The organism is Aureimonas sp. Leaf324 (assembly GCF_001423245.1).
Taxonomy (GTDB): Bacteria; Pseudomonadota; Alphaproteobacteria; order Rhizobiales; family Rhizobiaceae; genus Aureimonas.
The window spans coordinates 209606-233656 of the sequence record NZ_LMOH01000012.1 but is presented as its reverse complement, the minus strand read 5'-3'; the positions used below and the strand labels follow the sequence as shown (position 1 = coordinate 233656).

The 24051-nt window shown below is 68.2% G+C and carries 24 protein-coding genes; 5 read left to right on the top strand and 19 right to left on the bottom strand.

What is annotated here, in order from left to right; all coding sequences use genetic code 11:
• Window positions 1–48: 48 nt before the first annotated feature.
• The 3 genes from ASF65_RS08690 to ASF65_RS08680 form a co-directional block, all read right to left on the bottom strand.
• Window positions 49–1293: a DUF2254 domain-containing protein gene (locus ASF65_RS08690; protein ID WP_055887981.1), complete on the bottom strand. Its 1245-nt coding sequence runs from the start codon at window positions 1291–1293 to the stop codon at window positions 49–51.
• Window positions 1290–2660 (bottom strand): chloride channel protein, encoded by a 1371-nt coding sequence (locus ASF65_RS08685; protein ID WP_055887979.1) that lies wholly within the window; start codon window positions 2658–2660, stop codon window positions 1290–1292. The genes ASF65_RS08690 and ASF65_RS08685 overlap by 4 nt, the downstream gene beginning before the upstream one ends.
• A gap of 104 nt (window positions 2661–2764) precedes the next feature.
• Window positions 2765–4012 carry an FAD-dependent oxidoreductase gene (locus ASF65_RS08680; protein WP_055887976.1) on the bottom strand — a complete coding sequence of 416 codons (1248 nt, stop codon included), beginning with the start codon at window positions 4010–4012 and terminating at the stop codon, window positions 2765–2767.
• 206 nt (window positions 4013–4218) lie between these two features.
• Here ASF65_RS08680 and ASF65_RS08675 point away from each other — a divergent pair, with 206 nt between their 5' ends.
• Window positions 4219–5049 (top strand): aldo/keto reductase, encoded by an 831-nt coding sequence (locus ASF65_RS08675; protein WP_055887973.1) that lies wholly within the window; start codon window positions 4219–4221, stop codon window positions 5047–5049.
• A 51-nt stretch (window positions 5050–5100) separates the two neighbouring features.
• Here ASF65_RS08675 and ASF65_RS08670 read toward each other — a convergent pair whose 3' ends face one another.
• On the bottom strand, window positions 5101–5991 hold the full coding sequence (locus ASF65_RS08670; RefSeq protein ID WP_055887971.1) for a LysR family transcriptional regulator ArgP: 891 nt from the start codon (window positions 5989–5991) through the stop codon (window positions 5101–5103).
• A gap of 74 nt (window positions 5992–6065) precedes the next feature.
• Between ASF65_RS08670 and ASF65_RS08665 the strand changes: the two genes are divergently transcribed.
• Complete coding sequence (locus ASF65_RS08665; protein WP_082505316.1) at window positions 6066–6752, top strand: LysE/ArgO family amino acid transporter; 687 nt, start codon at window positions 6066–6068, stop codon at window positions 6750–6752.
• Window positions 6752–7282 (top strand): AAA family ATPase, encoded by a 531-nt coding sequence (locus ASF65_RS08660; protein ID WP_055889024.1) that lies wholly within the window; start codon window positions 6752–6754, stop codon window positions 7280–7282. Before ASF65_RS08665 ends, ASF65_RS08660 begins: the two co-directional genes overlap by 1 nt.
• Here the strand turns inward: ASF65_RS08660 and ASF65_RS08655 are convergent.
• The 5 genes from ASF65_RS08655 to ASF65_RS08635 all read right to left on the bottom strand — a co-directional run bounded on the left by ASF65_RS08655 (window position 7262) and on the right by ASF65_RS08635 (window position 11856).
• On the bottom strand, window positions 7262–7627 hold the full coding sequence (locus ASF65_RS08655; protein WP_055887969.1) for a lipid-A-disaccharide synthase N-terminal domain-containing protein: 366 nt from the start codon (window positions 7625–7627) through the stop codon (window positions 7262–7264). The two genes, ASF65_RS08660 and ASF65_RS08655, sit on opposite strands and share 21 nt — an antisense overlap.
• Window positions 7624–8367 carry a glycosyltransferase family 2 protein gene (locus tag ASF65_RS08650; protein ID WP_055889021.1) on the bottom strand — a complete coding sequence of 248 codons (744 nt, stop codon included), beginning with the start codon at window positions 8365–8367 and terminating at the stop codon, window positions 7624–7626. The genes ASF65_RS08655 and ASF65_RS08650 overlap by 4 nt, the downstream gene beginning before the upstream one ends.
• Window positions 8368–8776: 409 nt before the next feature.
• Window positions 8777–9400 carry a DedA family protein gene (locus ASF65_RS08645; RefSeq protein ID WP_055887966.1) on the bottom strand — a complete coding sequence of 208 codons (624 nt, stop codon included), beginning with the start codon at window positions 9398–9400 and terminating at the stop codon, window positions 8777–8779.
• Window positions 9401–9508: 108 nt separating this feature from the next.
• Entirely contained in the window at window positions 9509–10186 is a 678-nt protein-coding gene (locus ASF65_RS08640; RefSeq protein ID WP_055887963.1) for a response regulator transcription factor, read from the bottom strand.
• 272 nt (window positions 10187–10458) lie between these two features.
• On the bottom strand, window positions 10459–11856 hold the full coding sequence (locus tag ASF65_RS08635) for a glycosyltransferase family 39 protein (protein ID WP_055887961.1): 1398 nt from the start codon (window positions 11854–11856) through the stop codon (window positions 10459–10461).
• 448 nt (window positions 11857–12304) lie between these two features.
• On the opposite strand from ASF65_RS08635, the gene ASF65_RS08630 reads away from it, so the two are divergent.
• Window positions 12305–13357 (top strand): NAD-dependent epimerase/dehydratase family protein, encoded by a 1053-nt coding sequence (locus tag ASF65_RS08630; protein WP_055887958.1) that lies wholly within the window; start codon window positions 12305–12307, stop codon window positions 13355–13357.
• A gap of 42 nt (window positions 13358–13399) precedes the next feature.
• Here ASF65_RS08630 and ASF65_RS08625 read toward each other — a convergent pair whose 3' ends face one another.
• The 9 genes from ASF65_RS08625 to ASF65_RS08585 all read right to left on the bottom strand — a co-directional run bounded on the left by ASF65_RS08625 (window position 13400) and on the right by ASF65_RS08585 (window position 21995).
• Complete coding sequence (locus tag ASF65_RS08625) at window positions 13400–14104, bottom strand: GntR family transcriptional regulator (RefSeq protein ID WP_055887955.1); 705 nt, start codon at window positions 14102–14104, stop codon at window positions 13400–13402.
• Window positions 14105–14378: 274 nt separating this feature from the next.
• Window positions 14379–14789 carry a hypothetical protein gene (locus ASF65_RS08620; RefSeq protein ID WP_055887952.1) on the bottom strand — a complete coding sequence of 137 codons (411 nt, stop codon included), beginning with the start codon at window positions 14787–14789 and terminating at the stop codon, window positions 14379–14381.
• A gap of 302 nt (window positions 14790–15091) precedes the next feature.
• A complete protein-coding gene (locus ASF65_RS08615; protein ID WP_055889018.1) occupies window positions 15092–16780 on the bottom strand; it encodes an aconitase family protein in 1689 nt (562 codons plus the stop codon).
• 58 nt (window positions 16781–16838) lie between these two features.
• Complete coding sequence (locus ASF65_RS08610; protein WP_055887950.1) at window positions 16839–17852, bottom strand: Ldh family oxidoreductase; 1014 nt, start codon at window positions 17850–17852, stop codon at window positions 16839–16841.
• A 40-nt stretch (window positions 17853–17892) separates the two neighbouring features.
• A complete protein-coding gene (locus ASF65_RS08605; RefSeq protein WP_055887947.1) occupies window positions 17893–18921 on the bottom strand; it encodes a proline racemase family protein in 1029 nt (342 codons plus the stop codon).
• Between the two features lie 145 nt (window positions 18922–19066).
• Window positions 19067–19789 (bottom strand): amino acid ABC transporter ATP-binding protein, encoded by a 723-nt coding sequence (locus ASF65_RS08600; protein WP_055887944.1) that lies wholly within the window; start codon window positions 19787–19789, stop codon window positions 19067–19069.
• Entirely contained in the window at window positions 19782–20435 is a 654-nt protein-coding gene (locus tag ASF65_RS08595) for an amino acid ABC transporter permease (RefSeq protein ID WP_055887942.1), read from the bottom strand. Before ASF65_RS08595 ends, ASF65_RS08600 begins: the two co-directional genes overlap by 8 nt.
• Window positions 20436–20446: 11 nt before the next feature.
• Window positions 20447–21112: an amino acid ABC transporter permease gene (locus ASF65_RS08590; protein ID WP_055887939.1), complete on the bottom strand. Its 666-nt coding sequence runs from the start codon at window positions 21110–21112 to the stop codon at window positions 20447–20449.
• 76 nt (window positions 21113–21188) lie between these two features.
• Window positions 21189–21995, bottom strand: coding sequence for a transporter substrate-binding domain-containing protein (locus tag ASF65_RS08585; RefSeq protein ID WP_055889016.1), 807 nt, complete (start codon window positions 21993–21995; stop codon window positions 21189–21191).
• Window positions 21996–22666: 671 nt separating this feature from the next.
• Here ASF65_RS08585 and ASF65_RS21660 point away from each other — a divergent pair.
• The gene (locus ASF65_RS21660; RefSeq protein ID WP_162239471.1) at window positions 22667–23191 is read left to right on the top strand and encodes a hemerythrin domain-containing protein; all 525 of its coding nucleotides are present in this window, start codon (window positions 22667–22669) and stop codon (window positions 23189–23191) included.
• Between the two features lie 14 nt (window positions 23192–23205).
• On the opposite strand, the gene ASF65_RS08575 is transcribed toward ASF65_RS21660, so the two are convergent.
• Window positions 23206–23973: a Crp/Fnr family transcriptional regulator gene (locus tag ASF65_RS08575; RefSeq protein ID WP_082505312.1), complete on the bottom strand. Its 768-nt coding sequence runs from the start codon at window positions 23971–23973 to the stop codon at window positions 23206–23208.
• Between the last annotated feature and the right edge of the window lie 78 nt (window positions 23974–24051).

Genomic DNA, 24051 nt, shown 5'->3' with positions numbered 1-24051 from the left:
CGTTCGATCGTCGGCACCCGTCACGCGCGCCGGACGCCAACCGACGGGTCAGACCGGCGCCGCGATCTCGCGCAGAACCGCCTTGTCCGCCTCCAGCGTCATGGCGATTTCGGCCCTCGTGAGCGCTTGCCGTGCATGATGCCGGGCGGCTTGCGCGTAGCCGGGATGGTCGAGGCGCGAGAGGGTGCGCAGCGCTTTCTGGAGACGCACTCCGACCTCGAGGATGCCGGCGCCGTCGCGCGCCACGGCGAGGAAGGCGTCGTCGAACAGGTCGTCGACCCGAAGCGGAGGGACGTAGACCTCGGCAAATTCCGGCTCCTCGGCTTCGGTCGGCTCGGCCCAGGCGGCCAGCACCCGCAGGAGGCGGCCGACGACGTCGACCGCCGTGCCGAGATCGTTGGTCGCCGGCGACAGGGCGCGGCTGGCGACCTCCGTCAGCACGCAGACGCCGAAGCGCGGATCCTGGTCGAAGGAGCGGCGATCGCCGATCGTCACGCAGCGACGGAGCGAGGCCTCCTCGATCCGCGCGCCATCGACGGCGAGGATCGCCTCGGTCGGGTCGGCCATCTCGCCGGGCAGACGAAGCACGAACACGCGCGCCCCGGCGCTGCGGGCCAGCGCGGCCAGCGCTTCAACGTCGATGTGCTGGATATAGCCGATCTCGCGTGGGGCCAGCCGCACGGCACCCGCGGGAACGCCGGACGCGCGGTCGTGCAGCGGGAGCCCGCCGAGATACGGCCGGCGCCGTCGCTCGCGGATCGCCGCGATGGCGGCCTCCTCGACGCGCTGCGTCGTTTCCGTCACCCGGCCGAGCCGCGACAGGTGATCGATCCAGCGAAGCAGCGTGACGATGATGAAGCCGATGACGAGGATGGTCACGCCGAAGAGGACGACGCGGCCCTGTTCGCCGTAGGTGCCGGTCGATAGGGCGATGATGCCGACGAGGCTGAACAGGAACGAGCCGATGAAGGTCGACAGAACGTTCTGGGTCGTCGCGTCCTCCATGATAAGGACGTTGGCGCGCGGCGTGACGTTGCTGGTCGCGGCGGAATAGGCCGAGACCATGGTCGAGAGCGAGAAGGTGGTGACCGTCAGCATCGACGAGGCGAGGATGCCGAGGATGTTGTCGACCGCATCCGCGCCGATCGAGGCCGACAGCCCGAACGAGATGAAGGGGCTGGCCCAGGCGCCGACGAGCGCCGTCGCCACGGCAAGAAGCGAGAACAGGCCCGCCCGGAACCAGATGCGCCGCGTGACGCGGCGCAGGACCCATTGCCAGCGCGTCGCCGTCATGTCGCGGTTCCCTCGCGTTCGCTGCGCGACTGCCGCAGAACCTCGGCGACGTAGTTGCGCGAGAGACTGTGGTAGAGGGGCGTGCCCGAGACGAGGCGCGCCGTGCCGAAACCGATCAGCGAGGCCAGCATGATTGGAACCACGTTGCCCTGATTGCCGGTCATTTCGAGGATGATTACAAAGGCCGTCATCGGCGCCTGGACGACGCCCGCGAAGTATCCGGCCATGCCGAGGGTCGCGGCGAGGCCCGTGCCGACGCCGAGCACGAGACCGATCGTCGAGCCGAGGCCGGCTCCGACCGACAGCGACGGCGCGAAGATGCCGCCCGGAATGCCCGAGATCATCGAGACCAGACCGGCCGCGAACTTGGCGAGGAAGAAGAAGGCCGGAAGCGGCGCGCCCTCGACGGCCGAGCGAGCCTCCTCGTAGCCCGTCCCGTAGGTCGCGCCGTTCGACGCGAGGCCGATCAGCGCGACGACCAGGCCGCAGAGGGTCGCGATGCCGACGATCCGTCGGGCACGCCCGCGGGTCCAGGCGCGGATGCGGCGCATGGCACCCAGCGCGGCGACACTGAACAGGGCGCCGAGCGCTCCGCCGACGACGCCGCACGCCACGGTGAGGACCCAGCCGCTCGCGGATACGACCACGGCGTCACTACGCCCAAAATACGTGTAGTTGCCGGTGAGCGCGAGCGAGGCGAGGCCGGCGAGGACCACCGCGGACAGGACGAGGCCGTTGGTGCGCGCTTCGTAGGCCCGGCCCATCTCCTCGATCGCGAAGACGATGCCGGCGAGCGGCGTGTTGAAGGCCGCGGCGATGCCGGCGGCCGAGCCCGCGAGGATCAGTCCGCGCGCATGGGCCATGCCGCCGACGCGGCCGGCGGCCAGCATGATGGCGGCGCCGACCTGCACCGTCGGGCCCTCGCGCCCGATCGAGGCGCCGGACAGGAGCCCGAGGAGGGTGAGGAGAATCTTCCCGGCGGCGACCCGCAGCGACAGGAGGATGCCGCGCTCCTCGTCGCCCTCGAAATGCCGCGCGGCGATCGCCTGCGGAATACCGCTGCCCTGCGAATTGGGAAAATATCGAAGCGCGAGATAGCTCGACAGGGCAAAGCCGAGCGGGGGGACGAGGAGTGCCGCGAGAACGCCCGTGGTGCCTCCGGTTCTGATGGCCGCAAAGGCACGCTGCGCCCAGTCGGCCATCTCCGCAAAGGCGACGCTGACGAGCCCGACCGCCAGCGCGCCGAGCCAGAAGACCAGCCGCGGACGCCACAGGCGCTTCGACATCCACATGGCGCGCGAGCGCCGCACCATCGGGGCGCGCCCGATGCGGCGACGCCGCGAACCGGAACCTGTCGTCTTCACCATGGGAACCGTCGCTTGTGAGCCTGTCCCGTGATGGGCAGATCGACTGGATATGTCGAGCCCCGTTCGCTCCGATGGTGGAGATAACCGCCCGAACGCACCGTAGATCAGGCGTGTGCCCGAAGCGCCCCGACCGCGGCAAAGGCCTCGTCGGCGGCGCGCACGCCCGTGTCGTGCGCCCCGTGCGCGGTGGAGAAGTCGGTGCGGCTGGTCGCTTCGCCCGCGAAGAACACCCGGTCGTCGAAGGGTTGGGCGAGCCGTTCGCGCGCGCTGGCCTTGCCGGGCAGGGCGCAGCTGTATCCGCCCCCGATCAAGGGGAGACCGCTCCAGTGGGTCGCCGTCAGCGGTCTGAGGCAGCGCCGGATGTCGGCGCCGAAGAGGCCGCTGAGTTCCGCCAGGGCGAAGTCGAACCCCGCCTGCGGTCCATCGTCGAGGACCGCCGCCCCGTCGCCGCCGAGGAAGCACTCGACGACCGGCGCGCCGAGCGGGCGGATGTAGTAGCTGCCGGTCGCGCGGCTGCGGGGTGAGCCGACCACATGCGTCTCGTCCTCGAACGACGCGTCGCCGACGATTTCGAGGAAGACCTTCTCATTGCGACCGAGCGGCAGGCGGGCCGCCGCATCGCGCCACGGATTGAGCGCGGCGGGCATCGCGATGGCGCCGCCGGCGAGGACCGCGGCCGAGACGGTGAGGATGACGGCGCGTGCGCGCACCGTGCCGGCGCCGGTCGCCACCGCGACCCGTTCGCCGTCGAGTTCGATCTTCTGGACGGCGACGCCCGTGCGCAGATCCGCGGTTGTCGGCAGGCTGGCGGAGACCAGCGTCCCGTATCCGGCTGGGAGGCGCCAGTTCTCGTCCGAGGAGGCCTCGTCGTAGGCGAGATAATCGGCGACCGAGATCCGTTCCGGGCCGACGCCGCTGATGTATCCCGTCCGCGCCGCGATAAAGTCGTTCCACGGATCGCTCGGTCGAAGCGCATCGCTCGCGCGGTCGCTATCGGGCGACACGTCCTCGAGCCGCTCCGCCCATCGCGCCATCGCGGCCGAGGCCGCGGCGTGGTCGGCGGGCGGAAAGCCGAGGTCGCGGTACTGACGTCCCCAAGCCGGGGTGCGCCGGTCGACGGCAAAGCCCGCGTCCTCGGCGATCCGGGTCCAGACGTTGCGCTCGGCCGAATGGAGCCAGCCGCAGCCGAAGTCGAGCGCAAGGCCGCCCGCATGGAACGTTTCGGCCCGCCCCCCGACATGGTCCGCCGCCTCCAGAACGAGGGGCGTGGCGCCGAGGCTGTGCAGCCGGCGCGCGGCGCCGATGCCGGCGGCACCCGCTCCGATGATGAGGAAGTCGATATCCTGGGTCATGCAGGGTCCGATGGGCTGGGGGCACGGTAGGGCAGGGCGTTCGGATCGCCGCGTCCAGCAGCGCAAACGGCGGGCTGGGGGCGGCGTTCCGCGACGGGTCGGTTCCTCACGAGGATGACGCGCCGGTTTTCCTTCGATCAGGCAGGCTTATGTACCGCCGCGATCGAGGCGCGGCTGCGCCTCCAGCCGATGGAAACGAAGACATCATGAACCAGCATCCGACCGTCGCCTTCAACGACGGAAAAGCCATTCCCCAGATCGGTCTCGGCGTGTGGCGCACGCCCAACGACGGCGCCGCGGACGCGGTGTCCACGGCCATCGAGGCCGGCTACCGCCATATCGACACGGCGGCCGTCTACGAGAACGAGGCGGGCGTCGGCGAGGGGCTGCGCCAGTCCGGCATCGCGCGCCAAGACATCTTCCTGACCACCAAGGTCTGGAACGCCAACCAAGGCTACGACGCGACGCTGAAGGCCTTCGACGCCAGCCTGCAGCGGCTCGGCCTCGATCATGTCGACCTCTATCTCATCCACTGGCCTGCCCCGAACCGCGATCTCTATGTCGACACGTGGCGGGCGCTGATCCGGCTGCGCGAGGAGGGTCGTGCGACGTCGATCGGCGTCTCCAACTTCACGGTCGAACACCTTGACCGGCTGATCGCGGAGACCGGGGTGACGCCGGTCCTCAACCAGATCGAGCTGCACCTCCGCTTCCAGCAGCGGCAGATGCGCGCCGCCCACGCGGAGCGCGGGATCGCCACGGAATCCTGGAGCCCGCTCGGCCAGGGACAGCAGCTGGAAGACCCGACCATCGGCGAGGTCGCGCGCAAGCACGGCAAGACCCCGGCGCAGGTCATCATCCGCTGGCACATCGACAACGGTCTCGTGGTCATCCCGAAGTCCGTGACGCCGAGCCGCATCCAGGCCAATGTCGATGTGTTCGACTTCCGGCTCGACGAGGACGACATGGCGAAGATCGCCTCGCTCGACGCGGCGGACGGCCGCATGGGGCCCGACCCGATGACCGCGAACTTCTGACGCCGGGTGCGGGACGGGCGTCGCCTACGTTCGTCCCGTCCGAAGCCGGACTTACACCAGCCCTTTGGAGGCCGCCTGGCACACGGCATCGGTCAGGCGCGGCAGCGCGGAAACCGGCAGGCGGGCGACGGTCCAGTAGAGGGTGATGTCGAGCGGTTGGCCCGGCACCAACTCGACGAGGCGACCATGGGCGAGGTGCGGCGCGGCCAGCGCTTCGGGCTGCATTCCCCAGGCCAGCCCGGCCAGCGCGAAGTCGAGAAAGGCGTGGGTCGAGGCGACGGTATAGACCGGCGCGTCGAACTCGAAGCCGAGGGCTTCCCGGGCCCAGCGCGCCTGCAGCCGATCGCGCCGATCGAAGCGAAGGCAGGGGGCGGAAGAGAGTGTCTCGCGCGTCACTCCGCCCCGGAAGAACCTTGCGGCGAATTCGGGGCTCGCGCAGGCGAGATAACGCAGGGCTCCGAGGCGCAGCGTCCGGCAGCCCTGGACGGGACGCGGATCGGCCGTCACCGCCGCCAGCACCTCGCCGGAGCGAAGCCTGTCGGCCGTGTGCGCTTCGTCGTCCAGCGTCAGGTCGAGCGGCGTGTCTGCGGCCTGACTGAAGGCAGCCGCCGCACTGGGAAACCATGTCGCGAGACTGTCGGAATTGACCGCGACCTTCAGCGGAAGACGGTCGTCTGCGTTTCCCGCAGAAGGCGGGAGGAGGAGCGCGACCTCGCCCTCGAGCAGGCGCACTCGATCGAGATGGGCGCAGAGCGTGCGGCCGAGATCCGTCGCCCGGCATGGCTGGCCGCGTACCACGAGAACGGCGCCGAGCCGCTCCTCCAGCGCCCGCACGCGCTGCGAGACAGCGGACGGCGTGATGCCGAGCGCCCCGGCGGCGCGTTCGAACGACCCCTCGCGGACGACGGCGGCCACAGCGGACAGAGCGGGATAGTCGAGCACGGATGAAGTTATGCTTCACGAGCCTTAGCGGAACAAGTTTTACTTCATAGCGCGGGCAGGGCATCCACGGACGCATGACACCCGCCCTTTCCGCCTTTCTTTCCGGTTTCGCCCTGTCTGCCGCCCTGATCGTCGCGATCGGCGCGCAGAACCTCTTCGTCCTGCGACAGGGGCTGCGTGGCGAGCATGTCGGTCCGCTCGTGCTCTTCTTCGGCGCATCGGACGCGGTGCTGATCGCAGCCGGTGTCGGCGGGATGGGAGCGTTCCTTGCGGCGGCGCCGCAACTGACGCTCGTGCTGGCCCTCGGCGGCGCGGCGTTCCTCGCCTGGTACGGCATCGCAGCGTTCCGGCGGATGGCCTCGCCGGGTGCCCTGACGGCCGAAGCCTCCGAGGGCCTCTCGCTCATGCGGGCGCTGGCGACCGGCGCGGCGTTCACCTTTCTCAACCCGCATGTCTATCTCGACACCGTTCTCCTCATGGGAACGGCCGGATCGGCGCAGCCCGAAGCCGCGCGCCCCTTGTTCCTCCTCGGGGCAGCGGCCGCGAGCTTCCTGTGGTTCGCCGGTCTCGGCTACGGCGCGCGGTTGCTCCAACCGGTCTTCACGCGGCCTTCCGCGTGGCGCGTCCTCGATGCCGTCGTCGGCGTCGTGATGCTGGCGCTGGCGGCCTCGCTTGTCGTCGGGGCGCTCGGGCACGACAGTCCAGACGTCCGAGATTCGTCCGCCCCGGTCTCTTCCCCGAGCCACGCGAGCCATACATGATCTCGCGACATGTCGTCCTGTCCGGCTGCTCGGGCGGCGGCAAATCGACGCTTCTGCGGGCGCTGGGGCGGCGGGGGTGGGACGTCGTGCCGGAACCCGGCCGCCGGATCGTGGAGGAGGAGCAGCGCGGCGACGGTCGGGCGCTTCCCTGGGTCGATCCGGCAGCCTTCGCGATGCGGGCGATCGAGATCGCCGCCGAGGATCGCCGCCATATGAGGGGCGTGGACGGCTGGGTGTTCTTCGACCGCGGGCTGGTCGATGCGGCGGTGGCGCTGGAGCACGCGACGGGACGCGCGGCGCGCGATCTCCTCGCCAGCTTCGACCGCTACCACGACCTGGTGTTCCTCGTGCCGCCCTGGCCAGAGATCTACCGGACGGACGGCGAGCGGCGACACGACCTCGCCGCGGCGGTCGCGGAATACGAGCGGCTCCTGAAAGCCTATCGCGAACTCGGCTACGAGACCGTCGTTCTGCCGAAGGTCACGGTCGAGGAGCGCGTCGACCTCGTCCTAGACCGCCTCGGCCGGTGAGGCCATGCTGGCGCCGTTCGCGGGTGCGGCGGCTGTCGCGCCGGACCGCTTCCGCTCGCCGCCGATCAGCATCAGGTTTCGGATATAGACGATCAGCCCGGCCGCCTGCCCGATGATGAACACCGGGTCCTCGCGATGGATCGCGTAGACCAGAAGGAGGAAGCCGCCGCCGAGCGAGAACGTCCAGAACGTCGCCGGCACGATCGACTTGCGGGCCCGCTCGGACGCGATCCACTGGATGATGAAGCGCCCGGTGAAGAAGGCCTGCGCGATGAGGCCGACCATCAACCAGACGTCGAAACGCTCGACGAAGACGTCGTGCAGCCAGGTCCATGCCGTGGTCATCGTGTGGCCCCCGTGGTCAGTTCGGACACGCCCGGTCGAACCCGCCGTCTCCGGCGCAGCCACCAGACGCCGACGAGATCGAGCGCCCCGCGTCGCGCCCGGTCGAGCACGCCGTAGTTCGAGGTTCCGAACCGCCGCGGCCGGTCGACGACGTCGATATGGAGGACGCCGTGTCCTTCCATCAGCGCCAGCGCCGGCAGGTAGCGGTGCCAGCCGTCGAAGAAGGGAAGCGTGCGGAAGAGGTCGGTGCGGATCGCCTTTAGCCCGCAGCCGGTGTCGCGCGTTCCGTCCTTCAGGATGGCGCTGCGCAGGCCGTTGGCGAAGCGCGACGACAGCCGCTTGACGAGCGTGTCGGTCCGGGCGCGCCGCTGGCCGGCGACGATGCCGACGCGGGGCCCGGCGGCCGCAAGTGCGTCGATCATGGCCGGGATGAAGGCCGGGTCGTTCTGTCCGTCGCCGTCGATTGTGACGACGAACTGGCCGAGCGCAGCGAAGACCCCGGTCCTCACCGCCGCGCTCTGGCCCGCCGAGCGATCATGGCGCAGGTGCCGCACGGGGATCCCGTCCCCGAGCAGCGCGGCCAGCGTGTCGGCGGTTTCGTCCGTCGAGCCGTCGTCCACCACGACCACCTCGAAGACCCGCCCCTTCATCGCGGCGGCGATCTCGCGCACCAGGACGGCGAGGTTCGGCGCCTCGTTGCGGGCGGGAACGACGATGCTGGTCGTGAGGCCCCCCGGCATCGTCGTGGCAGGACGTGCGACGGCGCCGACCGCGTCGCGCGGCGATGCCGCCGGCGCGTGCAGCGCGGCTCGGATGTCCAGTTCGATCGTCATCGTTGGTCGCTGCACAGGAGAGAAGGCCGGAGGCACGACGGGGTTGATACGCATTTCAGGCCGAGCATCGATGGGCGCGTCGCGGCCGATGCCACCGCTCGCTCGGGTGTCCGGAGGCGATCGACGCTGTCACCAAGTTCTGGAGAAATCCAGCAGTGCCGAAGACGCACTCGCGAAGTTTTCCGCATCCTGTTGCATCCGGCAGACAGCCGACGCCCTGGCGGAAGAGGCGTCGCGCCCGCCTGTGGACCGCCGGCAGCGCCCCCCCTTGCGCGACGATACGTGACCGGCAGATCGACCGAGCATCGACGGACGGTCATGCGCGCTCGGCCCGCCTGCGGCGGACGACGTACCAGACCACCAACGCGCCGAGCGCGACGAGGACCACGACGTCCGCGACATGGAACGCGGTCTTGAGGCGCGGGTCATCCTGCCAGCGATCGCCGAGGGTCATGCCGAGATAGGCGAGCGCCCAGCACCAGATCCACGATCCGGCGAAGGTGAAGGCGTGGAAGCTCCAGACGTTCATGCGGGCGAGGCCGGCCGGCAGGGCGATGAAGGTGCGAACGACCGGCAGGAGACGGCCGAGAAAGGTCGCGGCCGGCCCGAAACGCTGGAAGAACCGCTCGGCGAGCCGCAGTTCGGCGATCCCGAACAGCGAATGGCGGCTCCAGCGCTCGACCAGTGCCCGACCGCCGCGCGACCCGACGAGATAGGCCGCCGCGGAGCCGAGGTTGCAGCCGATGGCGCCGAAGGTGGCGACCGCGAGGAGGCTGAACTGACCCTGCGAGACGAGGTATCCGGCAAACGGCATGATGATCTCGGACGGGATCGGGATGCAGGCCGATTCCAGCGCCATGAGGAGCATGATGCCGGGCAGACCGCCGGCGGAGATGATGGCGATCACGGTGCCGGAGATCGCGGCGACGATGCTGGTCATGAAGGGTCCGTCATCATGAGGCGGCCGTGGGACGGGACGAAGCGTCCGACGGGCGTCGGAAGGGCGGTGTCGGCCAGAGGTACGCACGCTGGCCGCGCGGCGAGCGGATCAGGCCGCGGCATTGAGGACGTAGCCGGATCCACGCACGGTGTGAATCATCTCGCTGTCGAAGGGGCGATCGATCTTCGAGCGAAGGCGGCTGACATGCGTCTCGACCACGTTCGTCTTCGGGTCGAAGTGGAATTCCCAGACCCGTTCCAGGAGCATGGTGCGCGTCAACACGCGGCCGCGGTTGCGCATCAGGTATTCGAGAAGCCGGAACTCGCGCGGCTGAAGCTCGATCTCGCAGCCCGCCCGCGTCACCCGGCGACCGATCAGGTCCATCTCGAGATCGCCCACCCTGAGGACGACTTCCTCGCGATGCACCGCCGTGCGGCGGTTCAGGGCGTTGAGCCGGGCCAGCAACTCCGAGAAAGCGAAGGGCTTCAGGAGGTAGTCGTCGGCGCCCGCTTCCAGCCCTTCCACCCGGTCGTCGACGCCGCCGACAGCCGTGAGGAAGATGGCCGGGGTCGACCTGCCCAGCGAGCGAAGGGCGCGCACGAGCGACAGCCCGTCGAGGCCCGGCAGCATCCGGTCGATGACGAGGACGTCGTAGTCCCGCGTGCAGGCCAGTTCCAGACCGCCGATGCCCGTGGGCGTGTGATCAGCCTCGTGCCCCTCCTCGCCAAGGCCGGAGCGAATGTAGGCGGCGGTGGTGGTGTCGTCCTCGACGATGAGGATCTTCATGCGCGCTTCCCTCGCGGGGCGCGATCGGGCATCGAGGCATGAGGAGCGAACAGGCGACACGGGGCGTCGTTTCCGCGACCGGCGGCGGACACGATGGAAGCGACATGGCGGAGGGTTCGAGGCATGACGCGGCGAATCCGGGGCGAACGGGGTATGCCTTCGTATCGCCTGAGGGTCTCGGCACCATGTCGAGACCTATACGCTTTCGTATAGGTCGGCGGACCGTGGGCAGCGCGCTCTGGATGATCAGCGCTGCGTCGGCCGCCGTCCGGTCAGGGGGCGGCGGATTTCTCGAAGACGCCGGCGAGGCCGCCACGATAGTTCGTCGTGACCACCGGTCGGCCCGGCGTCGGGTCCGTCGCCTTGTAGAAGTCGATGAGATAGCCGCCGGGATAGGCATTGAACCAGGCGTCGGCGTGTTCGAGGGCGACGAGTTCGATCGGCTGCGTGCGGCGCGCCAGGAAGTTGAGTTCGCCCTGGTAGCCGCCGACGAAGCCGAACCGCGCCTCCGGATGGTCGCGGACGAAGGCGGCGATCGGGTCGAGATCGTATCGCGGGAACAGCGCGAGCGAAGCGACGGCCTGGAACAGGACGAGCCCGGCAGCGAGCGCCAGCGCGGTGCGCCGGATCGAGCGCAGCGTCGCGTCCGCCAGAAGAACGGTGAGCACGATCGTGACCAGCGGCAGGATCGGGACGAGGTAATGCGGCTGCTTGCCGGAGATCAGGCTGAAGGTCGCCAGCACCGCGCCGGACCAGACGAGCAGGAAGCGGATCGCGCGGCCCTCGCTCGTCTCGAACCGGATCGCGCGGGCCCGGACCGCCCGCCAGAGCGTCGGCGAGGCGAGCCAGGGCAGGAGCATCACCGGCAGGAGGACCACGTAGAAGTAGAAGGGCCGGGGATGGGAGGCTTCCATCTGCCCCGAGATGCGTCCGGCCGACTGGTTCCAGAGGAGGGCGCGAGCGAACTCGCCGTCGGTGCGCAGAAGGGCAGGCCCGAGCCAGATCGCGACCGGGACGAGGGCGGCCAGCAGGCCCAGCCCGACGCCGCGATAGAAAGCGCCGTTCGTCAGGACCTGCGGCGAAGGCTTCCACCAAAGGTAGAGCAGCACCGGCCAGACGAGATGAACCAGCACCACCGGCCCCTTGGCGAGGATGCCGAGACCCACCAGCAGGCCGAAGACCACGGCATCGCGGCGCCGACCGCTGCGGGCGAAGGCGTGGAGGGACAGGAAGGCTGCCAGCACGCAGCAGGTCAGGAGGAGATCGAAGAGGATGAGGCTGGAATAGAGAAGGAAGACCGCGTTCCCGAGCATCACCCACTCCACCCTCGACGCGATGTCGGGGCGGTTCGGCAGAAGGGTTTCGGCGAGCCTGCGGGTGAGGTGGAGTGACAGCGACGAGATGGCGAAGACCACCAGAAGAGCCGCGGGGCGCGATGGGCCGAAGAGCGCCCAACTGGCGTCGATGAGCCAGAACAGAAGCGGCGGCTTGTGGTGATAGGGGAAGAAGTTCAGCGTCGGGACGAAGAAGGACCCGCGCTGGAACATCTCCCACGCGACGGTGAGGTAACGCGTCTCGTCGACCGGCAGGAGCGGCCGGAAGGCGAGGGCGGCGAGAAAGAAGATCGCGAGGACCGCATAGGGCTGCAGCCGATTGGCGCGTTCGTTCATGGTCCCCGGCCTTCCTCCTCGTTCGCGTCAAGGCTTGTCGACGTGGTCTGTCTTCGAATGCGGCGCGCCACCGGCCGCATGCCTCGGGCGGGGTGGACGCGCTTCCTGAGGAAGCATGCCGGCGACGAGACCGGACGATGCTCGTACCTGAAGCGTGCACGCCCCGCGCGCCGGTGGATACGCCGTCTTCCGCGCCGCGCGCATGACAGGTTGGTGCACGCCTTCCTCGCATGACGTCCCGGCGGCGAACCTGACCGAAACTATACGGTTCGGACAGCTTTGACGGTCGAACTTGACTCCGATCGGTCCGCGAATGCCTTGCTACATGGGGCTGGGTCGTCGCCAGTCTCGCACCGTCCCTTCGGGGCGGGATGCCGCGTCAATCGATCTGGGGAGGAGGTCGCCGGCTCATGGGTTTCCAGTCCAGTCTCAGGTCGTCGACGCCGTCATGACGATGCAGCCCTTCCGCCGCGTCCTGGTGACGGGCGCCGCAGGCTTCGTCGGTTATCACCTGTCGGACCGGCTGCTCCACGAGGGCGTCGAGGTTCTGGGTGTCGACGATCTCAACGCCTATTACGACGTCGGCCTGAAGGAAGATCGCCTCTGTCGGTTGCACGGACGCGAGGGGTTCCGCTTCGTGCGGGCCGACATCGTCGAGACCGATCGCTTCCTCGAACTCGCCAGGGGCTATTCGCCCGACGTCGTCGTGCACCTGGCAGCGCAGGCCGGCGTACGCAGCACCGATCCCTGGCCTTATGCGAGGTCGAACCTCAACGGCTTCCTGTCAGTCCTCGAATGCTGCCGCGAACTGCGCGTGGGGCATCTCGTCTATGCGTCGTCGAGCTCGGTCTATGGGGCCAACCGATTCGCTCCCTTCCGCGAAGAGGACCCGGTCGACCATCCGGTGTCGTTCTATGCCGCCACCAAGCGGTCCAACGAACTGATGGCGGAGTCCTATGCGAAGCTGCACGGCCTGCCGTGCACGGGACTGCGTTTCTTCACCCTGTACGGTCCCTGGGGACGGCCGGACATGGCCTATTACAGCTTCACGCGGGACATTTCGGAGGGGCGGGCGATCCGCCTCTTCAACGGCGGCGACATGCTGCGCGACTTCACGTTCGTCTCCGACGCCATCGAGGCCGTCGTCCGGCTGCTCGGACGCCCGCCGGGTGGGCAGGAGACGGTGGATGGCACAACGGCGCATCGGATCTTCAACATCGGCAACGCCAGCCCGGTGCGGCTGGCGGACTTCGTTGAATGTCTCGAATCCGAGATCGGCCGTAAGGCCGTGAAGGAGCTTCTCCCGATGCAGCCCGGCGACGTGCCGGTGACCTATGCCGATACCAGCCGACTGCGCGCGACTGTCGACTATGCGCCCAATACGCCGATTGCCATAGGGCTGCGGCGTTTCGTGGAATGGTACCGAAACTATCACTGCGTGGCGGACAGCGGACTGTCGCTGCCGGGCGAAGTCTCATCTCCACCGGCGATGATGGCCTGACGTGGAAGCGGGCGGCTCGAGCGGCGGGGCTCCTGGAACGCGTTAGAGCGCGATGTCCAGCCGGCCGCCGATCTTGAACAGCGAATGCACCTTCTCGGCGATCTGCTCGCCATGAATGCGGGCGAGATCGTCGGCGGCGGCTGAATCCCGCCGCTCGACGGCGTCGATCATCGCCTCGTGCTCGTCGACGAACGCCTGGGGCAGACGGTCCTCGAAGGCGTTGTAGTAGATCCGCAAGATGCGGCGCCCCTGGTCGAGCAGTCGGTTGAAGAAGCCGGCGAAGTGCGCGTTCCGCCCGGCGTCCGCCACCGCCGTGTGAAAGGCGGCGTTGGTGGCGATCATCGCCAGCGCATCCTGTGCTTCCACCGCCGCCGCGAACTCGGACTGTCGCGCGCGGATCTCCTCGAGGTCCCCCACGGTATGGTTTTCCGCCGCGAGGCGTGTCGTCACGCGGTACATGAGAACCAGCGCGTCGAAATACGTGTCGAGGTTCAGGTAATCGATCGGCGCGACGAAGGTCGAGCGGTTCGGCAGCGTCGTGACCAGCCCTTCGCCGGCCAGCCGGACGATCGCCTCGCGAACAGGCGTGCGCGAGACGCCGAAGCGTTCCGCCAGTTGCACCTCGTCGATCGGCGACCCCGGCGCCATCGCAAGGTCGAGGATCTCGTCGCGCAGCACATCGTAGACCATCTGCACGCCGGAGCCCCGGCGGCGTTCCGGCAGACCTGGCTTCGTCTCGTCGGCCATGCGTCCGCCCTTCGTTCGATGCTGTGCGACGAGTCACGCTTAGGACGCGGCATCGTGGGATGGCAACCGTCCCGGCCATCCAAACGGCAAGCGCGGGGCCAAGATGCGAAGACCCCGGTGCGAGGCTTCATCCGCGTCGCTCGCGGTGGGGCAATGGCGCGCCCATCATCAGCGAAGCGTGACGCTTCTCACGCGGACTTCGAGCGGGGATCGCTCACAGGCTCTCGCCCTATCGAAAAACCTCTCGTCGCGTCGCAGCCGAGCCTCGACAAGATCACTGCGTCCGCAGCGACGCTTCTGTCCCGACGATCAGGCCGCCGCCGTCATCGAGCGATGTGACGGAGGTGATCGTCCCGAGCCCCGGCCGCTGGACCCCGACGACCACGCGCACGAGATCGTTCGCGGTCGCCAGAAACGCTTCGCCCTCGAACACCGAGACGACGGAATAATCGGACGCCTGCACGACCGTCGCCTTGCCCGCCACCGGCATCGGAACGGGTATGTCGTCCTGCGCTGCCACAGCTCTCCCGGGCTCGGACCCGCCCTTGTCGACCACGGCCCAGGTGAAACCACCGACCAGCACGAGGATCGCCCCCGCAAGGGCTGAAAGACCGGCGGCCGACGTGAGGGGAACGGGCCATCTCGTCCGGTTCGCCGTCGGTTCTTCCTTGACGTCTTCGGCCATCGCTCGCTCCGCAGTGCTCGGATCAGGCAAGCCATCGTGCGAGCGCCACCTTCCGAACGCGTGGAGGAAATCGGTCCAAATGAGCGGATCGACAGGATTTTTCGACGCTTCCTGTTTTGGGGCCGGGTGTCGCGTCCGATCCCACGAGGCATGACCAGCGAAGGCTTCTCCCGGTCAGCGACGAAGGGAGACCGGCGCCCGGACGTGCCCGCTGCGGTCCGATTCACGAGACGTCTGCGAAGACGCTCCCGCCAACTCCGGCGCGGACCCGACTGCCCGGAACGAGCGCTTCTTCCAAGCCGTCACACCAACCAGGCCGGCAGGCGCGCGGGGGCGCTGCCGGTGAGAAGCGCCTCGACGCAGTCGTCCAGCGTGCCGAGGCGGACGGCGCAGCCGGACAGACCGGGTCCGTAGTGCGCGTATTTGCCGGATGTCGTGATGACGGTCTTCGCCTCCACCGGAAAGACGGGGCGCGAGATCGAACACCAGCAGAGGTCGGGGATCATCTCGACGCCCGATGCGGCCAGCGCCTGCCGCGTGCCGTCGCGCTCGGCCTCCGCCAGCACCTGGCGACCGGCGGTCACGATGGCCGTGACGCGCTCCTGCCGTCGACGTCCACCCAAGGCATCCGCCAGCGCGCGGCATTCCGCCAGCGACGCGTGGGGGCTGCCGATGGCCACGAGGTCGACTGCCGACGGGCCGTCGTTGAGCTTGCGCCATCCGGCGACGAGATCGGCGCGGCCGATTGCGGCATGGGCGGCATCTGGCGCGGCCGCGTCTTGGGCTTCCGGCGTGACGCCCTCGACATGCAGCATGGGAGCCGCCGAGGTCGTGCCGAAGGCCGCGCAGAGGGCCTTCAGATCGTCCTGCGTCGGGGCCGCTGCCGCAAGACTGCGCAAAAGCGGGATACGGTCGGGAGCGAGAGTTCCCGCGAGATAGCCGATCAGCGGCCAGATGGAAGCGTCGGCCGCGGCCGGGAGATCGACGTCGATCACCACGCGGGCACGCCGCTCCTCGTCGAGGAACGCACCCGCCAGCGGCGCGCGGCCGGTGATCGCGATGCAGAGGTCGAGGAAGTCCGGGTGCTTGGCCGTGCGGGCACCGAGCACGCTGTTGGCGAAGATGACGGCGTTGGACTCCGACCATCCGATCGGTTCGCCCTCCTGCGGTGCCTCGTCCAGAAGATAGGGCGCACAGGTGAAGGTCGGACGGCATCCCATGCGGACATAGGCGTCGGCCAGACGGGCGGCCGGTTCGCCGAAATCGCGCGGTACGCCCTGCCGTTGCCATCCCTCGCGGTCCACCGAGATCGCGTTCATCGTGGTCGGCACGCGCACCCGGCCGCCCATCGCCTCCATCGCCTCGGCGAACACCAGATTGGCGGGGCCGGCATAGATGCATCCGTCGATATGGGCACGCGTGACGTCGATCAGCCGGGCCGCGCCCTGCTGGCGGGCCATGGCGACGAGAATGCGCATGGCCTGCGCGGCGGCTTCTCCCTCGGATCCGTCGAGCATCGCCCGATCGTGTTCGTCGAGCGCGAGGTCCGACGCCGGGGCTGCGGATACCGAGATCGCCAGATCGCCCGCCTGGATCGCGTCCGCGTCGATCGTCGCATGAGGTGCCATGGCCAGCGCGTCGAAGGCTTCGCGATCGAGCCGGAGGACGGGGATCGGTCTTTGGAACATCTCCGCGGCCACGAGCGCCCCGAGGGTGGCGACGTCCTCGACCTCGGCGAAGACGAGGGCGGCCGGCGCGACGCCGCTCAGCGCCATTTCCAGGACGACGCCGGAGCCCGAGCAGGATCCCCGCGTCGTCGACATCATCACCACTGCGCCGGATAGGCAGGCGCCGTGCTGCGGATGCCTCGTGTCGATCACCTTCGCCGTCGCCGGATCGACCCCGCCCCAGAAGCTCAAGGGCTCGTCGAGGCGAAGGATCGGACCTGCCGCTCGTCCGGCCAGGATCGAAAGCGCCGTGCGGTGGGTCATCGTGATGGTCCGATCGAACAGGGGGGAAACGTGCGGCAGGCGCGACGATCCGCGGGCATCAGCCGGCGAGCGCCGCAAGCTGCTCGAACTGCGCACGAGCGATAGGGATGCCCTCGGCCTGCGCTCGTGCGCGCGCTGCATAGCGGCGATCTGCCGGCAGGCGCGACGCGCCCGAGCGTCGGACCGCGTCGATGAGGTCGCGTGCGCGGTCGGCATACACCCTCGTCGCGCCGCGCGTGGGATCGATCGCGATCAGCAACTGGCCGGTGCGGGGCGTCTCGGCGCCGGGATGCGTCGAGTAGTCGACGTCCGAGGAGAAGCTGCCGCCCGTCAGTGCCGCCGCGAGCAGTTCGACCATCAGCGTCATCGCCAGACCCTTGTGTCCGCCGAAGGGCAGGAGGGCGCCGCCGTCGAGGATCGCGTTCGGGTCGCTCGTCGGGTGCCCGTCGCGGTCGATCCCGGTGCCGTGCGGGACCTTGCGCCCTTCGCGGGCGGCGATCCGCGTATCGCCGTTCGACATCGTGCTGGTGGCGAAATCGAACACCAGCGGCGGCGATCCGGCGACAGGCGTCGCGAAGGCGAAGGGATTGGTGCCGAACACGGGAACGCGCCCACCGGGCGGCACGACGCAGGCCTGCCCGGCGACCGTGGTCAGGGAAACGAGCCCCCGGTCCGCCAGCGGTTCGAGATCCGGCCAGAGGGCGCTGAAGTGATGCGATCCGCGCATCGCCAGCACCGCGACGCCAGTGGCTTCGACCGCAGCCAGAAGGCTCGGCATCGCCGCCGCAAGCGCCGGCTGGGCGAAGCCGTTTCGGGCGTCGACGCGCAGGAACGACGAGCCCGCCGCCTCGATCTCGGGCACGGCACGGCCATCGACCCAGCCGCTGCGCAGCGAGGCGACGTAGCCTTGCATCCGGAAGATGCCGTGGCTGTGCGCGCCGTCGCGCTCGCACGCGGCGCAGTTGGCCGCGAGGATGGCGGCGTTCTTCGCCGATACGCCGTTGGCCTCGAAGATCCGCCGGAGCAGGCTTTCGAGCTCGGCGATCGAGACATGCAGGAGATCCTCGGACATCGCTGTCACCGCGCGAATTGCAAGCGCATGGGGCGAGCTCCTAGAGGTCCATCGGCCACGTGTCGGACAGCCGGTAGCCCGCCGGGAACGGGTCGTCGGGATCAACCATCAGCTGCTGCGTGCCGATCACCCAGGCTCTGCCGGAGATGATCGGGCGGATGGCCGCCTTGCCGTTGATCTCGACCTCGGAATCGATCGAGCAGTGGAATTCGGTGTCGAGGATCGAGCGGCCGACGAAGCGGTCGCCGACCTTCATCTGGCCGCGCGCGTGGAGCACCGCCATGCGCGCCGAGCATCCTGTGCCGGTCGGCGAGCGATCGACCTTGCCGGGGCGGATCGCGACCGCGTTCTTGCCGTGGAGAACCCCGTCGCGCCGCTCGACCGGATTGGTAATCTGGCAGAAGGAAATGTGGTTCCAGTCGGTCGCCGGATGCCGGAAGCCGAGCTGTTCGTTGGCGGCGGCGGTGATCCGCACGCCCATCCGCGCGATGTCGCGCGCTTGGTCGGGCGTCAGTTCGAGCCCGAGCGCGGTAGCGTCGACGAGCACGAAGCTGTCGCCACCATAAGCCGTGTCGACGGTGAGCGTGCCGATCCCCTCGACCTCCAGCGTGGCGTCGAGCTTGTCGGCAAAGGAGGCGACGTTGCGCACGCGGATGCGCTCGGCCTTGCCGTTGCGGCACTCCGCCTCGACCTCGACGAGGCCGCCGGGCGGCTCCAGCACCATGCGGGTGATCGGCTCCTCCATCGGGATGATCCCGGTGTCGAGAAGCACCGTCGCCACGCAGATCGAGTTGGAGCCGGACATCGGCGGCGTGTCGGCCGGCTCCATGATGATCCAGCCCATCTGGGCCCGCGGGTCCTTCGGCGGCACCAGAAGGTTCACGTGCCGGAAGACGCCGCCGCGCGGCTCGTTGAGGACGAAATTCCGGAGCGTCTCGTCGGACGCGATGAAGCGGGACTGCTCCCAGACCGTCGCGCCCGGCGGCGGGGCGACGCCGCCGACGATCACGTCGCCGACCTCACCCTCGGCGTGGCACGTCACGACATGGATGACTTTGGAGGTGCGCATCGGTTCGTCCTTGGATGGTGCCGTCGAGACTTCGGACGTCAGACCGGCCGTCGGCGCTCGAGCGGTTCTAGCGGCGGCAGGGGTGTCGCGGACGACATCGACGCACTGCGTCTGGCGGCGTTCGCGGTTAGCCGCCCCGACCGGTTCAGTGCGTCGCCGACAGGAACCGGCGCGTCTCCTCCTGCTGCGGAGCATCGAAGATCTGCGCGGGCGGCGCGATCTCGGCCATAACGCCCTGATGGAAAAAGGCCACGCGATCGGAGACTTCGCGCGCGAACTTCATCTCGTGCGTGACGCAGATCATCGTCATGCCTTCCGAGGCGAGCATGCGGAGCGTATCGAGGACCTCGCCGACCAGCATCGGATCGAGCGCCGAGGTCACCTCGTCGAAAAGCATGTATTCCGGGCTCATGGCGAGCGCGCGGGCGATCGCCATGCGCTGCTGCTGTCCGCCCGACAGGCGGCTTGGATAGACGTTCAGCTTGTCGCCGAGACCGACATGGGTCAGCTGCTTCACCGACATCTCCTCGGCTTCGGCCTTGGTCTGGCCGAGCACCTTGCGCGGCGCCAGCATCACGTTCTCGATCACGGTCAGATGCGGGAAGGCGTTCCATTGCTGGAACACGATGCCGATCTTGCGACGCAGCTTGTCGAGGTTGGTGCTTTTGGCGTGGACCTCGGTGCCGTCGACGACGATCCGGCCCGAATTGATCGGCTCCAGACCGTTGATGCAGGTGAGCAGCGTCGACTTGCCCGAGCCCGAGCCGCCGATGATCGTCAGGACTTCGCCCTTGGCGACGGTGAGGTCGATCCCCTTCAGGACTTCGAGCGGGCCGAAGGACTTTCGAACTTGTCTGATCTCAATCATGGGGGGACCAACGTTTTTCGAGGTGGCCGCCGAGCCGGGCGATGGGGAAGCTGATGAGGAAGTAGATCGCGCCGCAGATGATCAGGATGAACAGCGGCTCCTGAAGCCGCGTCACGAGGATCTGCGAGGCCCGCAGGAGCTCGATCAGGCCGAGCCAGAGGACCAGCGCCGAATCCTTCATGACGCCGAGCGTCAGGCCGATCCAGGACGGAAGCGCGATGCGGGTCGCGAGCGGCGCCACGATCTCGCGCATGTCCTGGCCCCAGGTCATTCCCAGCGAGCGCGCCGCGCGCCGGGTGGTCGTCGGCACGGCCTCCATCGAACCGCGCACGATCTCCGTGCAGTAGGCCGCCGTGTAGAGCGAGAGCACGACGCAGGACGTGGTGAACGGTGCCCAGCCGAGTTTCAGGATCGCCTGCAGCGAGTTGCCGAGCACGAGCTGGATCAGCAGCGGGACCGAGCGGAAGACGTCGAGCACGAAGGTCAGCGGTGCCGACCAGTAGGGCCCGAACTGGAAACGCAGGACGCCGAAGAGGATGCCCATCACGGTGCCGGCGGCGACGGCGATGGCCGTGACCGCGAGCGTCATGCCGGCGCCCTTCAGGAGGAAGAGGAGGTCGGCCCCGGTCATTGCGGTATCGAACATCGAGCGCGCCCTCAGTAGCGGAACAGGCGCGAGGCCAGAAGCCGGGCGGCGAGCGTCACGACCTTGGCGATCACGTAGTAGATGATGGCCGCGATCGAGAAGAACTCGAAGGTGCGGAAGGAGCGGGCGTTGAGCTCCTGCGTGACGCCGGCGAGATCGGTGTTCATGCCGACCGTGACGCCCAACGAGGTCATGAGGATCGCCCACACCATCTGGTTGGTGGCCGGCAGGAAGGCGATGCGCAGCATCTGCGGCAGAACGATCAGCCGGAACGCCTGCAGCGAGGTCATGCCGAGCGACCGGCCGGCGCGGATCTGCGTATCGGGAATGCCCTTCAGCGCGCCGCGGAAGTTCTCGGCGAGATAGCCCGCATTGTTGAAGGCGATGCCGGCGAGAAGCGAGGTGAAGGGGCTGAGGTGGATGCCGAAGGCGCCGAGACCGAAATGGGCCATGTAGATCTGGAAGAGGGCCGGCGTGTTGCGCGCGATCTCGACCCATGTCGTCGCGACGGCGCGCAGGATTCGGCTTTCGGAGCGGCGGAAGAGCGTCAGCGCGACGGCCACCGCGACGCCGATCGCCATCGACAGGAGCGCAATCTCCAGCGTGACCAGCGCCCCGTCGAGCATGCGCGGAAGGGCCTGGAAGGCCTGGTTCCATCGGAAGGTGTAGCCGAACATCCGAGCCCGTTCGTCGGTGGGGTGGGGGCGGCGCGCGACCGCCAAAAGGGCCGCGCGCCGTCGTGAGACGACGAGATTAGCGGTAGACGCCCGGCGCCGTCAGGTTCGGCGCTTCGCCACCGACCCACTTCTCGAACAGCTCCTTGTAGCGGCCGCTGCGAACCTGATGGTTCACGAAGAGGTTGAGGTAGTTGATCAGCCCGTACTCCTCGCGGTTGGTGAACAGCGAGACGTAGTCGATGTCGAACGGCGTCGGGCCGACGACCTTGATGCCCGGGAAGTTGCCGGTCTTCACGTTGGCCTGCGCGACCGTCGAGGTCGACACCGTCGCGTCGATCTGGCCCTGGCTCAGCGCCAGGAAGACGTCGGCCTGGGTCTGGTAGGGCCGGAACTCGCCCGAGCCCCATTCCTTCACCTGGTTCTCGAGGGCGATCGCCTCGTAGGTGCCGGCGGTGGCGCCGACCGTCTTGCCCTTCATCGTGTCGTAGGACGTGACGCCCGACTTCTCGTTGGCGGTGACGACGATCTCGAAGGCGAAGTACGGGACCGAGAAGCCGACGGTCTTGGCGCGCTCCAGCGTGTCGGACGTCGAGGCGACACCGACGTCGACGCGGCCCGACATCAGCGCCGGGATGCGCTCGGGGAAGGGGGTCTCGACGATCTCGGCGGTGACGCCGAGCGCCTTGGCGAGGTCGTTGCAGTAGTCGACGTCGAAGCCTTCCGGGTTGTTGGAAGCGTCGCGCGAGCCCATCGGCGGGAAGTCGAGCACGACGGCGCAGCGCAGCGTGCCGGACGCGATGATGTCGTCGAGTTTGTCCGCATAGGCCGGCAGCGCGAGGCTTGCGGCCATGACGGTACCCGCGAGGAGAGCGGCGATTTTCATGATCGACATTCCAAAGTGAGGGACGGGAAAACGATTGCGATCAGCTTGCGGACCGGGATCGTATACAGCCACCCGAGTCAGTCAAGCATTTGCATACAAAAAAAATGCAAATTGCGGCGGTGCAATAGAGTTGGGCAATCGACGATCGAGAATGCTGCATTGCAGTGCCGCCAGACGTGGAAATTGGCCGGGGGCGTCGATTCGACGACTGCCTTAGGCAAGGCTCTCCAGCGTCCACGACAGCCGCCGCACTCAGGATCGACCAGTGTACGGTTCGGCGGGACATGACGCACGCCATTCCTTTTTCTCCCGTACTAGATTCATCAGACGCGTCAGCGGTTTCGACTTCAGCGCGCCGAATTCCTTCCGCGCCTTTCGCGACGGAATGCTGTCGCGCCGAACGATCTGAAGCTCCTCGGCATCGCGCTGGCCAAGCGACTGCAACCCGTCGACTTGCCGACACTGCGATTCGATGTCTTCGGGCTGAGGCTTCTTCTCTCCCGTCCCTCGGTCCTTCGAGGGTTCGGAAGCCCGCGCCGCAGACGACCAGCCATTATGTCGCAGACCGAGCGACGACGGGTTTGATCAAGCTCAAAGCCGGGTTGCAAGCCAGCTACAGACTCCCCGCCGGGCTTCTGAAGGGACAGGTTGCCTCAAAAGGACGACACGACATGACCTGGACAAAGAATCGGCGCCGCGGACCGCACCGGGGTGATGAGGTTTTGCGGCTCGATCTGCTGGTATCCTATCATGCGGAACAGCTCGGCATGTGTGCCGATCTCGAGTCGATGGCGGATAGGCTGCCTTCCGAAGACCCGATGCACTGCCGCACCCTCGTCACATCGTTTGGAAGCCGCCTCCGGGTCCACCATGAGCTCGAGGAAGAGCGAATCTTCCCCCTTCTCGAGCGCCGTCTCTGGAAGGCGGCTCCGTTACGGATCGATCTGCAGCGTCTGGTGCACGAACATGGCGAGGATCAGGATGCCGTCGGAGACTTGTCGGAGGAACTGCGGTCGCTGTCTGCCAGGGACAGTGCAAGGACAATCGACGCGGTCGCGTATCAGACCCGGGCGTTGTTTCGGAGCGTGCGTCGCCATGCGACCTACGAGTCGGAAATCGTTCTTCCTCTCGCCGTTGCCATCCTTTCCGATCGCGATCTCGATGCCCTGACATGGGCCTACCAGACGGTGCTTTGACGTGTCCGGCCCGTCTAGTTTCGAAGCGATCCGGGTTGATCCAAGACGGGTTCATCGCCTGTCGCCGCCCGCAACCTGTCGGTCGAGAGCACGTGCATGCGGGTCGCATCGTCGAAGTCGACGATGCCTGACCTCTTCAGTTCCGTCATCTTCCGCGAGACCGTCTCGATGGTGAGGCCCAGAAAGTCGGCCGTGGCGCCGCGAGACAGCGGCAGAAGGATCTCGACCGGTCCGGCGTCACGCTGGGGCGAGCGGTGGTTCGTGACCAGCATGTGCAGGTAGGTCGCGACCCGCTCGGCGGCCGACTTGCGACCGATGGCCACCAGCCAGTTCCTGGCCTCGTCCAGCTGGGCTCCGATCTGCCGTATGACCTCTCGCTCCAGCTCGGGATTGCGCGAAAGGATGTTTTCGAAGTGTCCACGCGGGACCGAGCAGATTCGCGTCGTCTCCTGCGCGACGGTCTCCAGCTCCCTCCCGCCGGCCAGCGAACCGATCACGCTGGTCGGGAATTGCAGGGCCACGATCTGCTGCCGACCATCCGGCAGGCTGCGGGATAGACTGACAACACCGCTGAGGAGGCTCGCCACGGAGCCGGACCCGTCGCCGGCGCGCCAGACCGCTTCGTGGCGTGGCACGACGCGACGCACGGACACGAGGGCCAGCCGACCCAATTCGTCGTTTCCGAGAACACGGCAGATGCCGTCCCGGCGAACAGGGCATCCGAGGCAGGGGGACGGAATGGGTCCGGACCGATCCAGTGAAAGTTTCAATGCAGGTTGCATCGTCGTCCTCCCTTCGATGGATCGAGCGACACGGGCGAAATGCGAGATCGCGCCAACAACCTAAATCAGTAATCCCAG